Here is a 14,897-nt window from a genome sequence, read left to right as displayed (position 1 = left end):
TTGCGAGGCGGAGCCTCTAGATATCCGTTACCAGGCTGAAGCCTGGTAACGAGAGGATTTTCTTCAGTCCGCGGAGGCGGACTTTGTTTGTGTAGGCGCGGTTTCAACCGCCGTCTTTGTTTGTGTAGACGCGGTTTCAACCGCCGTCTTCGTTTGTCTAGGCTTTGATCTTCAGTTTTAACTCGTCTGTCATGGCTAGCAGTTCCGATTGACCGATCGCACTTTGTTCACCACTCGCCAACCACTTCAATTGTACAGTATCGCTTTCAGCTTCCGCATCACCCAAAACCAAACACGCAACTGCACCGCTTCTGTCAGCTCTTTTAAACTGTTTCCCGAAAGCACTGCCGCTCAAATCTATCTCCACACTAAAGCCCGCACTCCGCAATTTTTGAGCCAATAAAACCGATTGCTGTTCAGCTTTTTTGCCCCTAGATACCAAATAGAAATCTAACTGCGGAACGGACAAAGATTGCAACTTTTGCAACAGGATAATCAACCTTTCTACACCCATAGCCCAACCGACTGCCGCCGTATCTGGGCCGCCCAATTCCTTGACTAAACCATCGTAGCGGCCACCACCGCAAACCGTTGCTTGCGCTCCCAAATCGTCGGATATAATTTCAAAAGCCGTGTAGGTATAGTAATCTAAACCGCGCACCAATCGGGGATTTAACTGATAACTAATTCCTAAACTTGTGAGCATTTGCTGGACTTGCTCAAAGTGCGATCGCGATTCATCGCCCAAATATTCCAAAATGCTCGGCGCACCAGCGACAATTTCTTGAGTGCGTTGATTTTTGCTATCCAAAATCCGCAGCGGATTGCGAGTCAAGCGGTCTTGGGAATCGGCGTCTAATTCGTCTTTGTACGGTGTAAAATAATCAATCAACGCTTGCCGATAATTTTGTCTGTCTTGCTTGTTTCCGACAGAATTGATATCGAGGCGCAAATTTTTTAAGCCGATCGCTTGCAGGATATCACAGGCGATCGCAATTACCTCGACATCCGCCCGCGGATCTGCACTTCCCAAGACTTCCACGCCAATTTGAGTGAATTGTCGCTGTCTACCTTCTTGGGCGCGTTCGTAGCGAAACATCTGCCCAGTATACCACAGGCGCTGCACGTCACCAGCCGCGTACAAACTGTGTTGAATAAAGGCTCGCACTACTCCGGCTGTTCCTTCTGGGCGCAAAGTAGTCGATCGATCGCCTTTATCTTTAAAAGTGTACATTTCTTTGCCCACAACATCCGTAGCTTCGCCGATGCCGCGTTCAAATAAAGATGTTTGTTCAAAAATTGGCGTGCGAATTTCTCGATAAGCCGCTTTTTTCAATATTGTTCTAGCGACTTCTTCTATATTTTGCCAATATTGAATCTCAGCGGGCAAAATATCCCGCGTTCCAGGTAAAGTTTTAATTGTACTCATTGTTAGTCAGTTGTCAGTTGTTAGTTGTCAGTTGTCAGTTGTTAGGAAAGCAGTTGTTAGGAAAGCAGTTGTTAGTTATCGTATCAAATCCAGTTAGAACGGAATGATATAGTAGTGCGAGCGTCCTCTGAAGACTGACTAGGAAAATGTTGTTATCAAATAGCCTTTTAACTAAGTAGTTCATAACTTCTGTATTCGTTAGTTATCTGTCATTTAGTCTTAGCCAACTGCCAACTGCCAAACTGCCAACTGCCAACTGCCAACTGCCAACTGCCAACTGCCAACTGCCAACTGCCAACTGCCAACTGCCAACTGCCAACTGACTAATGACTTAATAATTCCCAAGCTCCGTAACGATCGCCATAATAAGCCAAAATGCGATCGACTCGCTGGCGGCAGGCTAAATCAAAATCATCAGCATACTGTATCCACAAACTCCCAACTTGGCTGTCGCTGTAATCAAACCGCTGCGACTGCTGCGGAATTAAACCGGTTTCCACCCCTTCGACTTGACGCAAATGGGCTGCTACTTCCCGATACACCGCCAGCGGCAATCCGGGGCATTGAATTTGATAGCGGAGTTGTTTTTCTTGTGCCGTTTGCATCATTTCTTTGCTTGTACCCAACCATAACCCCTATTTAAGATACTTCTTTATCGATCGGCCCCGGTAGAGGGCAACAGTTAATATCGTCCAAACATACCTTGCCCCACTGCAACGCCCAGCGTACAAGCGAAACTCGATTGTCCGCAGGTGTCTTGTTCAATATATTGCTAATGTGGTTGTCAACAGTACGTTTGCTAATCTCCAACTTTTTGGCTATTTGATCGTTAGTCAATCCCGCCGCTACTAACTCTACCACTTGCAATTCTCTGTCCGACAGGGTGACAGGGGTGCCAGAGACGCTCCCGCTCATAAATTTTTCCTATGTCTGCATATTTACCTATATACAATTCTAGAGGATGACGGATCGAGTATGAAGAGAAAATTAAATCTGCTGCTGCTTTTTCGGGTACGCGAGCACCAACTCGCTTGCAGAATCGTGGCTTCGCGCAATTCCTCAGCCGACACAGCAAGACGCACACTTGCTGGGTTCGCGCCTCGGGTGGCGGATGTCAGATACGCACGCATCTGAACATCCAAGCCCAAAAACCGACAGATGTTTGCACGTAAAACTGCTGATACGCCCGCACTGCACTTGTGCGTTGAGGGTGTAACTGCCAGTATCAGTAAGTCTGATATTATAGGAGCAGCTATTAAACAATAGCTGGCAATTTTTGGGGGATGGGTTAAAAATAATTATTGACTTGTCTGCTGCTGCTCTAAAATCTAAAATCTAAAATCTAAAATCTAAAATCCATATGACTTCTCCTCGCGTTGTGTGTCTGGGTGAAATTTTATTTGATTGTTTAGCAGACGAACCAGGAGTATCTCTCGAAGAGGTAGAATCTTGGACGCCGTATCCCGGCGGTGCCCCTGCAAATGTTGCCTGTGCTTTGGCTAAATTGGGGACGGCGGCGGGATTTATTGGTGCTGTAGGTGGGGATGAATTGGGGGATTCCTTAGTTCAGGTATTGGAAGAAGTAGGGGTTGATACCGCTGGAGTGCAGCGCCATCCTAGTGCGCCGACGCGACAAGTTTATGTCTTGCGGAATCAAGCGGGCGATCGATCTTTTGCCGGTTTTGGTAAATTGGATACTGCGGATTTTGCCGATACCCGCCTCCAGGCTGCCCAAATCCCGGAGGTGCTGTTTGAAAATGCGGAGTTTTTAGTGCTCGGCACTTTAGAATTAGCTTATCCTGAAAGTCGGGAGGCTGTAGAAAGAGCGATCGAACTAGCAGAACGTTACGATGTTAAAATTATAGTTGACATCAATTGGCGTCCGGTGTTTTGGCCAAATCCAGACGAAGCAAAAGCGCGCATCATACAACTCTTAAAAAAAGTAGATTTTCTCAAATTATCTGACGAAGAAGCCGAGTGGTTGTTTGGAACTAGCGACGCTGGGGCTATTACCTACCGTCTCGATTCCGTAGAAGGCGTTTTAGTCACAGCGGGCGATAAAGGTTGTTCCTATTGTATGTCGGAAAATGAAGGAAAAATCGCCGCTTTTGCAGTAGATGTTGAGGATACAACAGGTGCCGGCGACGGGTTTGTCGCTGGTTTTGTGCGGCAGTTGTGCAAGTATGGAATTAAGAATTTAGCCAATCCAGAAATAGCCAAAAAAGTTGTAACTTATGCCAGCGCAGTCGGTGCGATGACAACGATGAAGCCTGGGGCAATTGCAGCACAACCAACCGCCGCTGAAGTAGAAGCTTTCTTATATTTATACAAAAATTAGCACACTAAACCTCTCTTTGGTTCGTAGTGAGGACTTTAGTCCGCATAAAGAAGGACTAAAGTCCTCACTACGAACCTGGTAAAGGAAATAATTACAAAAACAAAAATGGTTCGTAGTGTGGAATGCAAGTCCGCTCTTATTGCGGACTTGCATTCCACACTACGAACCTTATACCATTTTTTTAAAGTTATGATAGAGTTTTATGAAAAGGTCAAGGAGATAATTACAATGTCCAACGGTCGTTTATCTCTATTGCATTTTTAGAAAAATGGTATTAGTCCGCAGAAAGAAGGACTAAAGTCCTCACTACGAACCTGTTTTTTATGGAATTAATCACAATAAAGAAGGACTAAAGTCCTCACTACGAACCTGTTTTTTATGGGGAATTAATCACAGGTCAGATGATTTTGAATCTGGTGCACCATTACCTCTAATTGCTGGGAAGCATCTATAATAATTGCATCTTTTGGTTCTTCGAGAGTAGCGAACTGACTTGACAGCAAGTCTACTTTCATGTAGTGATTTTCGCGATTTTTTAAGCGGGTTGCGAATAGATCAAAATCACCTTTGAGATAAACTATTTTCATCCGCTGCTTGTCTCGGCAGAGCATTTCGCGGTAAGATGCTTTTAAAGCAGAACAAGCTAACACCACATTTTTATTTTCCAACAGCCACCTGTCTATTGTAGCTTGCAATTGCAACAGCCAAGGCAGGCGATCGCCATCTTCTAAAGGAATGCCCCGACTCATTTTATCGATGTTCGCTGGCGGGTGAAAATCATCGGCATCGCTAAAATCCCAATTCAGAGATTCCGCTAGCAACTTGCCAACAGTAGTTTTACCCGAACCCGAGACTCCCATCACCATCACAATCATTGCGCTTATTTACCGAATACTTGGGATTCGATTGACAAACCGAGTTTCTGAATTTTTCTGATAAATCCTACACCAGAAAAACTTCCAGAAACCCAGTCTATTTCTAATTATAGATTAAATTTATTCCATCGTGGGCTTAATTAAGTTATAAGCCAAAACGCCGATAATTCCACCAACGATCGGGAATATAATAAACGCCCACAACTGTTGGATTGCCCAGGTGCCTTGAAAGATAGCCACACCGATACTTCTAGCGGGGTTAACTGAAGTATTGGTTACGGGAATTCCGACTAAGTGAATCAACACTAGCATCAAGCCGATCGGAATTCCGCCCAAACCAACGGGATATTTGGGGTGAGTAGTGCCCATGATGGTAAATAACAGAAAAGCCGTCAGTACAATTTCGGTCAAAGCTGCTGCTAAAAGTCCGTAACCTGTGGGAGAATGTTCTCCAAAGCCGTTGGAAGCAAATCCCGAAGCAGCGGCATCAAAACCTTGTTTTCCTGATGCTATCATGTACAAAACAAGACCGCCTAAAAGTCCTCCTAAAATCTGACCTCCTATATAATAAGGAAGCATAACAGCATCGATCAGTTTGCCAACTACTAAACCGATGCTTACCGCTGGATTGATGTGGCAGCCAGAGATCGGCCCGATCGTATAAGCCATGATTAAGAGAGACAAACCAAAGGCGATCGACACTCCCAAAAAGCCGATTTTGTCTCCAGCTAAAACTGCACTGCCGCATCCACCTAATACCAGCACAAAAGTGCCTAAAGCTTCAGCAACTCCAATCTTTATTTTTTTGTTCATGCTCACACTCTCTAAAGTTTTAGATAGGTCAATTATGCACCCTGACTAAATCTGAAATTCTCTAAATTGGAGCTACATTTTTTCCCGCCAGCGCCGCAATACTAAGGGAAACCTTTAATGATGTGTAACTCTAAATTTTAGAACGTGTATGGGATTAACTGAAATTGCGGAATTTGGAATCAATAAATCCGCTCAAAGCTTACTATTTTATAAAAAAAATGTCAACACTTAGCTATTTTATTGTATAAATTGTTGCAATTAATTATAAATACTTAACTGCTTATTTATATAATGTGGGATTAAATTGTCAATACTTAGCCTATTTTTTGTATAAATTGGGCAAGCTAGTAGTAATTCAATTCAGAATAATTCACTTGGGTTCTTGGCTAACTTGCCGATCGCACTTTTACTGATTTTTGCTGTGCAAGCCGATCGCACTTACAGCCAAAACATCCGCATTAACCAGCTTACATTCATCTTGTAAGTATGCCACAACAGCCTTCCAGGGTTGCGGCATACTCGACACCAGCTACTTTCTAACGCAGGAATTCGCGCGGATCTGTGACGTGTCCAGTCAGCGCCGAAGCCGCCGCCGTGTAAGGCGAAGCGAGATAAACTTGCGCTTCTTTGTTCCCCATCCGGCCGGGGAAATTGCGGTTAGTTGTAGACACGCAAATCTCCGGTTCGTTCATCCGCCCAAAGGTATCTTTTGGCCCGCCCAAACAAGCGGCGCAAGAAGGCGCTGCGGGTTCGATGCAGCCTGCTGCTAAGAAGATTTCCGACAGAGTTTGACCGTCGTATTTAGTGACAAACAAATCTTCGTAAACTTTCTGAGTTGCTGGTACTAAATATGTCGGAACTTTGACTTGATTTCCTTTGAGAATGCGGGCGGCACTCAAAAAGTCGGAGGTTTTGCCACCGGTGCAGGAACCGATGTAAACTCGATCGATCTTGACATCGCGGCAATTGCGGGCCAAGTCGCGGTTGTCGGGCGAGTGGGGTTTGGCGACGACCGGTTCTAATTTGCTGACATCGTAGGTGCGATCGCTATAAAATGTAGCATCCGCATCAGTGTAAAATGCCTCAAACGGCACATTAGTGCGAGGATTAACGTAATCAAACGTGGTTTTGTCCGCAGCCACCGTGCCATTTTTGCCACCAGCTTCAATCACCATATTGCACAGCGTCATCCGTTCTTCCATCGTCAAACGATCGACTGTATCGCCCGCAAATTCCATCGTGCGGTAGTTAGCACCGGCAACACTAATATCACCAATAATCTGCAAAATCAGGTCTTTTGCTAACAAATAATCCGGCAGTTCACCATTCAGTACAAAGCGCATGGTTGCGGGAACTTTGATTAGGAGTTTGCCGGTTCCCATGATAAAAGCGGCGTCCGTATTGCCGATACCGGTGGCAAATTGTCCGAAAGCGCCGGCATTGCAAGTGTGGGAATCTGTGCCGAAAAGCACTTCCCCCGGCCGCGTGTGGCCTTCTTGGGCGAGGGCGATGTGGCAAACTCCTTTATAGTCGGGATTTGCTTTGAAGTCCGATCGATCTGTGATGTCGTAAAAGTATTTTATGCCTTGTTCCTTGGCAAAATCGCGGAGAATATCGACGTTGCGGTTAGCGCGTTCATCGTTGGTGAAAATATAGTGGTCGGGAATTAAGACGATGCTGTCGGGATTCCACACTTTAGCATTGTCGCCGAATTCTCGCTTGAAAACGCCGATCGTGCCGGGGCCACAGACATCGTGAGTCATCAACACGTCTGTTTCTACCCAAATATTTTCTCCGGGCTCGACTTTAGTGCGGCCTGATGCTTTGGCTAAGATTTTTTCGGTCAGGGTCATTCCCATAGTTCGATCGCTCTTTTTGATTAGATGCTACATAACTGTATTGTAAGCGAAACATTCCCTGTTACCGAAGATACTGAGATAGGGAAATGTCTCGGATCGTTATTTTCAACTGAAGACTGAAACCCACAAGTGTTATATTCCAATACTGTTCAGTTAGGAGTTGTCATTGCGAGGAACGAAGCAATCGCAGAGTCTATTTTTCACATCGTTTTGCCTTTAGGATAGTCTTAAATGAACCGTATTGGGTCATATTCAGCTATTTTCGGCACCAGATTTTCCAGTCAATCGTTAGATCGTCAGAGACTAAATCAGAGAAATATTGACAATAATTACCCTCAATATTTTTCCAAATTTAACCGGAATTAATCTACAGAAATGTCAGATTTAATCTTTGATTTAAGTAGAAATATTACTAAATTATTTATGAATAAATCTACACTTTTTGCACAATTTACCTGTGAGTTGTAGCCCTCGCCAATCGAGAGATTTATCGCCCCTTTGCCAAGTCGGCGTAGACGATAATTTCCCAACCCAAGATTAGGAGCAGGATTAGCTCAATCCCACCCAAAATATGGATTGCTAAAGCCGCGCCAGGTACTAAGAACCAAAAAAAAGTCAGGGCAACGATTCCTGACAGGACAAAGGTAATTTCATCAACAATCAGTTGCTCGATCTTGCGGCGCGATCGCCTTTGATCGCTCCGGTGGGCAATTTCCCAGCCAAATAGAGATTCTACGTCTGCGTGTCCGATCTTTTCTTTGACCTTTTCAACTAACGTGAGCCGAATATATCGCCCGATCGCACTGATCTTTTCATCGTTGATTAGGTACGTCCAGCCGAGAATCAAGGAAGCCCAGGGGAGGAGTAGAAAAGCGTAGTAGTTGGCGGAGTTGGAAACTGCAAAGGACACAACTGTACCGAACAAACCTAATGTGACGTAGAGGAGGTTGTCTCGGAAGCCAATTCGCTGGGTTTGCTCGGCTTTGAGTTTGTCGTATTCTAGTAGCCAGACTTTTAGGATCGGGTCTTCGGTCATTTTGTCCTCGGATTACTTTTACTGTTATTGTGCGCGATCGCCAGTCGGTTAATGACTGGCAAGTCATGCCATTTTTTCAATTACTTAAGATAGATTAAACTCCAATCGCTTGGCGCTGGGAGTAAATTTCTTGTATCAGCAAGTCACGCAGTTCATCAGCAATATCGGCGGGAGGGTTGCCTGCGAGGGCGCGCCCGATCAGCCGTTCCGCTTCCCGAAGTTGAGCGCACTCAATGGCAAGTACGGCGGCGCTGCGATGCAGTACAGAACGAGTTGGTTCAAAATCCCATTCGTTGGCGACTAAATCCGCTGCGGCGCGTTCTTTGGCAAAGGCGGCTCTCGTGAGTGCAGTCATTTGGTCGCGATCGCCGCACTGACGGGCGAGAACGGCTCGATCGACCAGCTCCATTGCTTCGTGGTGAAGGGCTTCTACTGTCTGCATTTTTTGACGATCCGTGCTTTGGGAGTGCCGAACTCGACTACAGACACATAGCCTGGAGCTACTTCATCTGAAGGGCGAATTTGTTCTAATTTTATGTTAACTCTGGCTTGGAGCTGGCTGTCAGAACCTTGACGCATCCCGGAGACTTCTAAGCGGGCTTTGCGCTGAAATAGCGTGCCTGGATCTTCGAGTGAGCCAAGCCAAAAGTCGAAACCCAAGTCTTTGCCTTTGACAGAGCGTTCGATGATGGTAAGTCCAGTGAGATGAGGCATGATGAGAGCCGCGATCCCGTAGGCTCCATATTCAGTGGCAACTTCCCGATCGGCGTTGAAGCGACGGATAGTATCATCGATCGCATCTGCTTGAATTTGGATTTCACAGGATTGAATCCCGTCGATTTGCAGCGTCACAGGGATAGAATGTCCTTGCTCTTCGAGGCAAACGGCGGCTGCATCTGCACAGATGGCTCCGAAGGTGAGCGACCAGCCTGGACGTTCTGGTTTGTTCTGGCGGAGGTCGTTGAGGGAGAGGGTTTTAATTGGGTTAATGTCGGTCATCAGAGGAGATGGCATGGCGATCGCATCCCCAGAATCTTACAGCATATGGTCTTCAGTCATTTGGTTCTTCGATCTGGTTTTACAGCTATTGTGCGCGATCTAAGCTTTATTATGGAAGAAGATTTTAATCACAAAAGATGGATATCAGCGCCTCATCTTAGCTGCGAGTTTCGCCATTATAAACAAAGTATAGTAGCCAATCGATTGAAGCAAAACAAGAGGTGCATAGAACAGTAGATCGATGCTCAATGTCACTACCATCCTGATTTTATCGAATACCGCTTTGAACTGTTTTCTTCGATTGCCCTGCTGTTGAAACCGAAAATTCTGAGTTCGCTTTTGCAACGATGGTATCTCCTTCTCCGCAAAATGCCCAGCTTTCTTTGCCAATTTCTCAGCTTTTTTGTTTTTTCCCTGCAACTTAGCCAATTCAGCCATTCGGAATAACACTCCTGCTTTCGTATCGGGGCGATCGATCCGTTTACAGAGCAGAACGCAACGCTTGAAATAGCGTTCCGCTTTACGATATTGGCCGCTCAGCATGGCAACACGTCCCAGAGTCAATAGCGGTGCTGACTGGAAATAAAGATAAGAATAAGAGTTTGGAGTTGAAGAAGAGGTTGGAGTAGGTGCAACATAGAGCTTGTGTAATGTTCTGAACCCGCGCAACCCCGCCACTAATTCACGACGGCTGGCTTTGATATTCCATAGCCTAAAATAAAAATTCCCCAGCAGATTGTGAATTTCCGATTCCTGATGCAACAGACGTTGATTCAGGGGGTCAAGCTTCAGCCCATCCTGTGCCATTTTCATTGCTTCCAAATAACTCTTCAATGCTAAGCCGAAATAGTGGCGACGAAAGTGTAAAACACCCATATAACGAATAGACTGTCCTTGACCAACGCGATCACCTATCTCCTCAAACACTTGTAATGAATCCGAGAAGCAACGTTGAGCTATATCAAAGTTTTCTTGCTCCATCTGTGCCCAGCCCAACTCGTTCAGAATACGCCCCTCAATATCCCGTTTGTTGAGTTTGGTTGCACAATCAAGTGCTATCTCCCCGTACTTTCGGTAATCTTCCCAGTACCCCTGCGCCCAAAGAATCTCACTGTTAAGATCCCAGATTTTTATAAGCTGGTTAAAGTAATAATTGCTATTTGGCGAATTCTTTGGTGAATTTGATAGGCATTTCTCCCGAATTTCGATAAAATCTGGCAATAGATTAACACGGTCTTCTTCACTTTTTAGGTCTATATTCATTCTCTTCTTCTCCGATGTGTCAAATGCCATATTTCCATCGAATCCTTCGATCGAGATCATCAGGTGGGGATGGATCTTCCCAATTAGCCTGTAAGTTACTTCTTACGCTTCGTCGCACCCAAGGATGAAGGTCATATCTTTGATTGCCATTACCAGGGAGAATCATCGACCAACGACGTAATTGATTGCGGGCTTCTTTCGCTTCAGTCGAAGTCACTGGATGTACACCCTGTAACTCCTCAAACGGTACTCCAGCATTTCTTTTCGCCATATAACACAAAAATAGTTTGGAAGTCTCAGACATTCTTTGCCAAGCAGTTTCCAAAGTAAATCGATAAAATACCTCAACCTGTCCATCTGCTTTCTCTAGCGCATCTAGCACTGGATCGAGAACTTCATCATCCCGAACTTGCCCGACAATAAAGTGCAAGGCTAATGGCGCACCGCAAGACAACTCATACAGGCGATACATCTGAGGTTCACTGGCCTGGAGCAGCGCAGAAATTTTCTGATGGTTCGCTTCGTCCAAAAGTAACTGTCGCGACCAAAATTCTGACAATCCCGGACAATCAAGGACGGTGACATATTGTATAGGAGTATTCACGCGACTGGTTAGCAATACCCGACTCGGATCTAGCATCTTCACCAATTTGGACAGGATGTCGTACAAATCGGAGGTTTCCGCATTGTCCAACACCACTAACCATTTACGTTCGCGAAGACGTTTCTGAACGGATTCCCGATCGGCGGTACAATCCAGTTGTATTGAAAGTTTGTACAACAACTCTTCCCATTGAAACAGTGCGTTGGAATTATTGGCAGTAATGAAAGTATCAGACAATTCACTCTCTCGAACAGAAACCCACAGAACGTCCTCAACGACTGACTGAGCGATCGCATCTCTAGCAACACAGGTAGCAGCTTCTGTTTTTCCATATCCCGCCACACCGCCCAGACAGAGAATGGGAGCCTCTTGAGGATTTTTCAAGCGATTCAATACTTCTTCTACCAGTTCTTCTCGCCCAAAAACCTCCCGACAGCGACGATGAGGAATCAACCCTCCAGGCATATTATTTATGGTTTTTTCAACTTTAGAAATTTGTGGAGCAGTGGGTTTGAACTTAGCTAATAGCTCGAAGGCAAACGCACTAGCGTGACGGGCAGCAATTTCTTGATAACCTGCCTTATCCACCTTAGCCTTGTTGTTAATCAAATCAGAAATTCCCCGAATCACCATCGCAGATACCTGCTGATTGGCCCGCGCTGCTTCCAGGAAACCAAATCCTTCCATTTCAACGGCAACGGCATCCCCATAGTTCGATCGCAAAAATTGAAAAACCTCCGATTTCGTCGAGGCAATCACTTTCTCACCCGCCGCGATTGGCGCAACCAAGACGCGCGGGTTTGGCTGAGGAGGAACAGATAATCTTTTCAGCCAGTCACCCTTCCTGGCTTCGGCTCTGGCTCGTTGCTCTAGACTATAAGCTGACAAGCCGATTTCAGGCCTGGGTTTAAAAGTTTGTTCTATTTTCCCTGACTCGTACCCATAGACTTTAGTAGACGCGACAACATCACCGAGGGCTACATCTTTAATTCCCCCAGCCACTCCGACAAAGAGAATAACATCAGGGTTGAAATGGGCGATCGCTCTTTCAGCCTCCATTCCTGCACCAGGATTGCCGGCTCCTATTTCGACGATACCCACATCCCACGCACCTTTAGACGAGTCGAACTTTCCTCGCTCATAAATCGTCCCCTGCGGATGAATCTCTTCTTCAAGACTGGACAGATGGACACAAACGGCGAGGTACTCAACTGGGAGAGCAGTCAGAATAACGGCACAGGGCATAAGAGTCTATATAAAGAAGCTTTTGTCTATTATGACAAGTTTTTTGCTACTTGGGATTAAAAACGTCATTTCGATTTGGGATTTGGGATTTGGGATCGATCGTAACGACCTTCACCTTACGAAAGTATGCGTAATATTATATGTTGTTAAATAATTAGAGTGAATTATTAGAACGTCAAGTATATTAGACATCGACCTAATTTAAATATTACAAAATTTTGGTCGTGCCAAAATTTTGTAATATTTTGTGTACAGGTTGCAAGGAGAAATTACTATGATTTGCGACAAAGTTCAACATTTCAAAGTACAGCTATTACCAAACGATCGCCCACCAGAATATTTACCGATCGCAAAAAAAATGCGATCGCTCAAAACATCCGCTGTGGGAACTGCGATCGGCACTCTGCTCATCCTGTTAGCACCGCCCGTTCAAGCTGCTAATATTACATTTGTGAGCGATCGCGCTGCATTGGGAGCGAGCGATCGCCTTGATTGGTCGAGTTTAGGGCCAGTCCAGCCCCCGTTCAAAATATTGCCCAACTCCTTCTCAGTCACTTCTGAAGGAGGACTCGGAATCAGTGTCAATATTCCCCAAGCTACAACGCCAGGAGTCACACCCCCTTTAGTTTTTCAAACCTTACCCTCGCCCGGTATTCCCACCAATTTTGCTAAGGGCGATTTCATTTTGTTGACCGGTTTAAGACCAGGCCCGCCGCCAGCCCTGGGAAACCCAGGCCCGCTGACAATTACCTTCGATCGCCCTGTAGCCGCAGCGGGGACGCAACTAGCGGTAGATGATGCGCTGTTATTCACGGCATCGATCGCAGCATTTGACAGCGCTAATAATTTATTAGGAAGCTTCTCAAGACAAGGAACATCCTCATTAGCACTCGATAATTCGGCTCAGTTTTTCGGTGTTCGCAGCGATGTTGCCAACATTTCGCGACTCGTTTATAGCAGTTCTGAGGGGAATCGCGCCTTGGGAATTAATGCCCTCAGCATTGCCGAAGCAGTGCCAGAACCCAGCAATATTGCTGCCACCGCTGTTGCAGGTGCAGGACTGGCTTTATTTGCCTTCAAGTTTAAAAGGCGATCGCTCTCCAACTAAAAAATAGTTGCACTCAACCCGATTTGCGATCGCGATCGGGTTTTGATAATTCTATTTTAAAACAATATAAATTGCAAAAAGCATCGCACTTTCTTGAGTTAGGATAAAAAAACGATCTTTCATGCTTGACTTTGCTTTAGGGATTTTATTCCTCTTCAGATCACCTTAAAACTTAACTTCTTTCTGTGGAGCGTTAGTCTCGATCGAGCTCTAGAATTCTATTAACACGAAATTAAAAAAAGTGCAAGTCACTCGATCGTGCGACTGGTAAGTAACAGCTAGCCCGTGTTATCAATTAAAAAAGAAACTTAAATCGTTCACAGTCAAAAAAATCTCAGAGTGCATTTCTACGGCTGTAGAAATTAATGATAGTGAAATGAGCGAGATAGCCGTAACCTGCGGCTATCTGGTTTCGCCATTCTCACCGTTTATGCAAATGGAGATTTTCCAGTGAATTCACAGAAACACAGTCGCCAGCACGACGTTATTTTGACATCTCAAAGTTTTGATAAATTCCCAGCAAAAGCTGAAGCTCAAAATTACGAATATAGCCACACACATTATACTATCGAAGTTTTGGGCGATCGCACAAGCTCAGCTCCAGATACTTTAAAAACGGCGGTGCCCAAGGATTGGAGCGATGGTTGTGTCCTGAACTCCAGGAGTCTCCACCAGATTCAGGCAGAGGCAAATAACCCAGGATTCAGCCAAGTTCAGCAAATACTGAGACAATTCCAGCAAATGTTCGATCGCTTAGGTGCGATCGTTTTGGCTGTAGACGGACAGGTGCACTTTATCGCTGAACGCGCCGAACAACTGTTGAGCCAGTATTTTTTATCCCGCGCCCCCCACTCATTGCCAGAACTCTTACAACATTGGTTCCAGCAACAAATTTCGAGGCTTAAATTCAACGGCAATGTTCCATCTAGCTGTTTACCGCTGCACGTTCAGCAAGCAGGAAAACAGTTAAGCATCCGTCTGATTCCCGAACCCATTGGCGAGCAATATCTCTTGCTGTTGGAGGAAAAAGAACTGCAAAGATTTTCTATTTGTAGTCTGGAATTGCTAGGACTTACCAAACGCGAATCAGAGGTTCTTTTCTGGATTGCCAAAGATAAAAGCAATGCTCAAATTGCTAAAGTTCTCGGTTGCACTGAAGGAACAGTGCGAAAACATTTGGAGCACCTTCACTGCAAACTCGGCGTACAAACCCGAACGGCTGCGGTGATGGTTGCTCTGGAAAAATTGGGGATGCTGCCCGAGTAATTTGTTGCAATATCTTTACAATCCTATACGCGGATCGTCGTATTGTTAGCCAAGTTTATTTG

Annotated in this window: 15 protein-coding genes; 3 read left to right on the top strand and 12 right to left on the bottom strand. The window is 45.4% G+C overall.

What is annotated here, in order from left to right:
- Positions 1-157 precede the first annotated feature (157 nt).
- From hisS to QZW47_RS01215, 4 genes are all read right to left on the bottom strand, one after another.
- Complete coding sequence (gene hisS, locus QZW47_RS01230) at positions 158-1,429, bottom strand: histidine--tRNA ligase (protein ID WP_293122506.1); 1,272 nt, start codon at positions 1,427-1,429, stop codon at positions 158-160.
- 219 nt (positions 1,430-1,648) lie between these two features.
- The gene (locus QZW47_RS01225) at positions 1,649-1,774 is read right to left on the bottom strand and encodes a hypothetical protein (protein WP_293122503.1); all 126 of its coding nucleotides are present in this window, start codon (positions 1,772-1,774) and stop codon (positions 1,649-1,651) included.
- The gene (locus tag QZW47_RS01220) at positions 1,753-2,034 is read right to left on the bottom strand and encodes a hypothetical protein (RefSeq protein ID WP_293123374.1); all 282 of its coding nucleotides are present in this window, start codon (positions 2,032-2,034) and stop codon (positions 1,753-1,755) included. The genes QZW47_RS01225 and QZW47_RS01220 overlap by 22 nt, the downstream gene beginning before the upstream one ends.
- Before the next feature lie 34 nt (positions 2,035-2,068).
- Positions 2,069-2,344: a helix-turn-helix transcriptional regulator gene (locus tag QZW47_RS01215; RefSeq protein WP_293122500.1), complete on the bottom strand. Its 276-nt coding sequence runs from the start codon at positions 2,342-2,344 to the stop codon at positions 2,069-2,071.
- A 445-nt stretch (positions 2,345-2,789) separates the two neighbouring features.
- Here QZW47_RS01215 and QZW47_RS01210 point away from each other — a divergent pair, with 445 nt between their 5' ends.
- Complete coding sequence (locus QZW47_RS01210) at positions 2,790-3,767, top strand: carbohydrate kinase (RefSeq protein WP_293122497.1); 978 nt, start codon at positions 2,790-2,792, stop codon at positions 3,765-3,767.
- Between the two features lie 386 nt (positions 3,768-4,153).
- Here the strand turns inward: QZW47_RS01210 and QZW47_RS01205 are convergent, their stop codons facing one another.
- From QZW47_RS01205 to QZW47_RS01170, 8 genes are all read right to left on the bottom strand, one after another.
- The gene (locus QZW47_RS01205; protein ID WP_293122494.1) at positions 4,154-4,642 is read right to left on the bottom strand and encodes a gluconokinase; all 489 of its coding nucleotides are present in this window, start codon (positions 4,640-4,642) and stop codon (positions 4,154-4,156) included.
- Positions 4,643-4,762: 120 nt separating this feature from the next.
- The gene (gene aqpZ, locus QZW47_RS01200; RefSeq protein ID WP_293122491.1) at positions 4,763-5,455 is read right to left on the bottom strand and encodes an aquaporin Z; all 693 of its coding nucleotides are present in this window, start codon (positions 5,453-5,455) and stop codon (positions 4,763-4,765) included.
- A 536-nt stretch (positions 5,456-5,991) separates the two neighbouring features.
- The gene (locus QZW47_RS01195) at positions 5,992-7,314 is read right to left on the bottom strand and encodes a 3-isopropylmalate dehydratase large subunit (protein WP_366930777.1); all 1,323 of its coding nucleotides are present in this window, start codon (positions 7,312-7,314) and stop codon (positions 5,992-5,994) included.
- Between the two features lie 487 nt (positions 7,315-7,801).
- Positions 7,802-8,350 (bottom strand): hypothetical protein, encoded by a 549-nt coding sequence (locus tag QZW47_RS01190; protein ID WP_293122486.1) that lies wholly within the window; start codon positions 8,348-8,350, stop codon positions 7,802-7,804.
- A gap of 94 nt (positions 8,351-8,444) precedes the next feature.
- On the bottom strand, positions 8,445-8,792 hold the full coding sequence (locus QZW47_RS01185) for a hypothetical protein (protein WP_293122483.1): 348 nt from the start codon (positions 8,790-8,792) through the stop codon (positions 8,445-8,447).
- Positions 8,780-9,364 (bottom strand): hypothetical protein, encoded by a 585-nt coding sequence (locus QZW47_RS01180; protein WP_293122480.1) that lies wholly within the window; start codon positions 9,362-9,364, stop codon positions 8,780-8,782. The genes QZW47_RS01185 and QZW47_RS01180 overlap by 13 nt, the downstream gene beginning before the upstream one ends.
- A gap of 129 nt (positions 9,365-9,493) precedes the next feature.
- Positions 9,494-10,612 carry a hypothetical protein gene (locus QZW47_RS01175; RefSeq protein WP_293122477.1) on the bottom strand — a complete coding sequence of 373 codons (1,119 nt, stop codon included), beginning with the start codon at positions 10,610-10,612 and terminating at the stop codon, positions 9,494-9,496.
- 19 nt (positions 10,613-10,631) lie between these two features.
- The gene (locus tag QZW47_RS01170) at positions 10,632-12,461 is read right to left on the bottom strand and encodes an NB-ARC domain-containing protein (protein WP_293122474.1); all 1,830 of its coding nucleotides are present in this window, start codon (positions 12,459-12,461) and stop codon (positions 10,632-10,634) included.
- A gap of 274 nt (positions 12,462-12,735) precedes the next feature.
- Here QZW47_RS01170 and QZW47_RS01165 point away from each other — a divergent pair, with 274 nt between their 5' ends.
- Both QZW47_RS01165 and QZW47_RS01160 read left to right on the top strand, forming a co-directional pair.
- A complete protein-coding gene (locus QZW47_RS01165; protein WP_293122471.1) occupies positions 12,736-13,569 on the top strand; it encodes a hypothetical protein in 834 nt (277 codons plus the stop codon).
- 450 nt (positions 13,570-14,019) lie between these two features.
- Positions 14,020-14,835 (top strand): helix-turn-helix transcriptional regulator, encoded by an 816-nt coding sequence (locus QZW47_RS01160; protein WP_293122468.1) that lies wholly within the window; start codon positions 14,020-14,022, stop codon positions 14,833-14,835.
- The last annotated feature ends 62 nt before the right edge of the window (positions 14,836-14,897 follow it).

It is taken from the genome of Microcoleus sp. bin38.metabat.b11b12b14.051, assembly GCF_013299165.1.
Taxonomy (GTDB): domain Bacteria; phylum Cyanobacteriota; class Cyanobacteriia; order Cyanobacteriales; family Microcoleaceae; genus Microcoleus.
The sequence above is the reverse complement of the archived record's forward strand: the minus strand, read 5'-3'. Positions and strand labels throughout refer to the sequence as shown.

Excerpts from the sequence above, each read along its gene's own strand:
- hisS (WP_293122506.1), bottom strand. The coding sequence starts at position 1,429 with ATGAGTACAATTAAAACTTTACCTGGAACGCGGGATATTTTGCCCGCT.
- QZW47_RS01220 (WP_293123374.1), bottom strand. The coding sequence starts at position 2,034 with ATGCAAACGGCACAAGAAAAACAACTCCGCTATCAAATTCAATGCCCC.
- QZW47_RS01215 (WP_293122500.1), bottom strand. The coding sequence starts at position 2,344 with ATGAGCGGGAGCGTCTCTGGCACCCCTGTCACCCTGTCGGACAGAGAA.
- QZW47_RS01210 (WP_293122497.1), top strand. The coding sequence starts at position 2,790 with ATGACTTCTCCTCGCGTTGTGTGTCTGGGTGAAATTTTATTTGATTGT.
- QZW47_RS01205 (WP_293122494.1), bottom strand. The coding sequence starts at position 4,642 with ATGATTGTGATGGTGATGGGAGTCTCGGGTTCGGGTAAAACTACTGTT.
- aqpZ (WP_293122491.1), bottom strand. The coding sequence starts at position 5,455 with ATGAACAAAAAAATAAAGATTGGAGTTGCTGAAGCTTTAGGCACTTTT.
- QZW47_RS01195 (WP_366930777.1), bottom strand. The coding sequence starts at position 7,314 with ATGGGAATGACCCTGACCGAAAAAATCTTAGCCAAAGCATCAGGCCGC.
- QZW47_RS01190 (WP_293122486.1), bottom strand. The coding sequence starts at position 8,350 with ATGACCGAAGACCCGATCCTAAAAGTCTGGCTACTAGAATACGACAAA.
- QZW47_RS01185 (WP_293122483.1), bottom strand. The coding sequence starts at position 8,792 with ATGCAGACAGTAGAAGCCCTTCACCACGAAGCAATGGAGCTGGTCGAT.
- QZW47_RS01180 (WP_293122480.1), bottom strand. The coding sequence starts at position 9,364 with ATGCCATCTCCTCTGATGACCGACATTAACCCAATTAAAACCCTCTCC.
- QZW47_RS01175 (WP_293122477.1), bottom strand. The coding sequence starts at position 10,612 with ATGAATATAGACCTAAAAAGTGAAGAAGACCGTGTTAATCTATTGCCA.
- QZW47_RS01170 (WP_293122474.1), bottom strand. The coding sequence starts at position 12,461 with ATGCCCTGTGCCGTTATTCTGACTGCTCTCCCAGTTGAGTACCTCGCC.
- QZW47_RS01165 (WP_293122471.1), top strand. The coding sequence starts at position 12,736 with ATGATTTGCGACAAAGTTCAACATTTCAAAGTACAGCTATTACCAAAC.